Source organism: Slackia equolifaciens (assembly GCF_003725995.1).
Lineage (GTDB): Bacteria > Actinomycetota > Coriobacteriia > Coriobacteriales > Eggerthellaceae > Slackia > Slackia equolifaciens.
Genome location: NZ_QIBX01000036.1, coordinates 1 through 2256 on the forward strand (window position 1 = coordinate 1; position 2256 = coordinate 2256).

The 2256-nt window shown below is 63.8% G+C and carries 1 rRNA gene; it reads right to left on the bottom strand.

Annotated features, from left to right (window positions below):
• Positions 1–2256, bottom strand: a 23S ribosomal RNA gene (locus DMP06_RS11180); the annotation flags it as partial.

Consider the following 2256-nt stretch of genomic DNA (forward strand, 5'->3'; position numbering starts at 1 on the left):
CTCGCAGTCAGGCATGCTTGTACTCTTGCGCTCAGAGGACGGTTGCCGACCGTCCCGAGCATACCTTGCGCGCGCCTCCGTTACCTTTTAGGAGGCGACCGCCCCAGTCAAACTACCCGCCTGGCACGGTCCCCCCGCCGGATGACGGCCGGGGGTTAGGACGCCGGTACGCCGAGGGCAGTATTCCAAGGGCGCCTCCACGGGGGCTTGCGCCCCCGCTTCGCGGGCTCCTGCCTATCCTCTACGCGACGCACCTGCGTCCAATGCCAAGCTGCAGTAAAGGTTCACGGGGTCTTTCCGTCCTTCCGCGGGTAATTCGCATCTTCACGAATAGTACAATTTCACCGGGTCCATGGTCGAGACAGCGCCCAAGTCGTTACGCCATTCGTGCAGGTCGGAACTTACCCGACAAGGAATTTCGCTACCTTAGGACCGTTATAGTTACGGCCGCCGTTTACCGGGGCTTGGGTTCACCGCTTCGCTCTCGCTGACGGATCCCCGTGACCTTCCGGCACCGGGCAGGCGTCAGACCCTATACTTCGCGTTACCGCTTCGCAGAGTCCTGTGTTTTTGATAAACAGTCGCTTGGGCCGTTTCGCTGCGGCCCCCTCCCGCTCCGGGCGCTGGGCCCTTCACCGGCGGGGGCGCCCCTTCTCCCTAAGTTACGGGGCCATTGTGCCGAGTTCCTTGACCATGGTTCCCCCGATCGCCTCGGTATACTCTACCCGCCCACCTGTGTCGGTTTTGGTACGGGCTCCGACATTCCTCCCTAGGGGTTTTTCTAGGAGGCATGGGCTCGCCGGCTTCGCTCATAGCTTCGTCTCGCGTCTCGGGCTGCATGAAGGCCGGATTTCCCTGGCCTTCGCCCTACGCGCTTTCACGGGGACGTCCAGAACCCCGCCCGGCTACCCTTCCCCGTCGCCCCGTCGGTGGTAACGTCATGCCGGAGGTGCGGGAATGTCCGCCCGCTGCGCATCGGCTACGCCTTCCGGCCTCGCCTTAGCTCCCGACTGACCCTGGGGGGATTAGCCTCGCCCAGGAAACCTTAGGCTTACGGCGGAGGGGTTTCTCGCCCCTCTCTCGCTACTCATGCCTGCATCCTCACTTCCGCGCGGTCCACCGGAGGTCGCCCGCCGGCTTCGCCCCTGCGCGGAAAGCTCCCCTACCGCCAGTCGTGAAGACTGGCCCGCCGCTTCGGCGCATCGCTTAGCCCCGTGAATTGTCGGCGCATGTCCACTCGACCAGTGAGCTGTTACGCACTCTTTGAATGCATGGCTGCTTCTAAGCCAACATCCTGGTTGTCTGGGCGGACGCACATCCTTTGCCACTCAGCGATGACTTGGGGGCCTTAGCGGGCGGTCTGGGCTGTTTCCCTCTCGAAGGCGCAGCTTAGCCCACGCCTTCTGACTCCCGCGCTCTGAAGCGGCGGCATTCGGAGTTCGGTCCGGGTCGGTAGGCAGCGACGCCCCCTCGCCGGTCCGGTGCTCTACCTCCGCCGCTGAACGCGCGGGGCTAGCCCTAAAGCTATTTCGGGGAGAACGAGATATCTCCGGGTTTGATTGGCCTTTCACCCCTATCCACGGGTCGTCCCCTCCGTTTTCAACCGAAGTGGGTTCGGGCCTCCACAGGGTCTTACCCCTGCTTCACCCTGCCCATGGATAGCTCACCCGGCTTCGCGTCCGCGGCATGCGACTGCACGCCCTGTTAAGACTCGCTCTCGCTGCGGCTCGGTGTCCCTTAACCTCGCCGCATGCCGCGACTCGCAGGCTCATTCTACAAAAGGCACGCCGTCACACCGTAGAAGGTGCTCCGACTGCTTGTGGGCGCACGGTTTCAGGCGCTGTTTCACTCCCCTCTCGGGGTGCTTTTCACCTTTCCCTCGCGGTACTGGTTCGCTATCGGTCATCGGAGAGTGTTCAGCCTTGGAGGGCGGTCCCCCCTGCTTCAGTCCGGGTTTCACGTGCCCGGACTTACTCGGGAAAGCGGTCCTGCAGGCCCTGCCGTTCCGCGTACGGGGCTCTCACCCTGTTCCGCCGGCCTTCCCAGGCCGTTCCGCTACGACAAAGCTTTCTGACTGCAGCCCAGGGATAGGGCCCTGGGACGTCGCTCCCCGCGACCCCCGTGCAGCAACGCCCCTACGCTTATCCGCGTGCACGGGTTTGGGCTGGCCCGGTTTCGCTCGCCGCTACTCCCGGGATCTCGGTTGATTTCTCCTCCTCGGGGTACTTAGATGTTTCAGTTCCCCCGGTTGCCTCC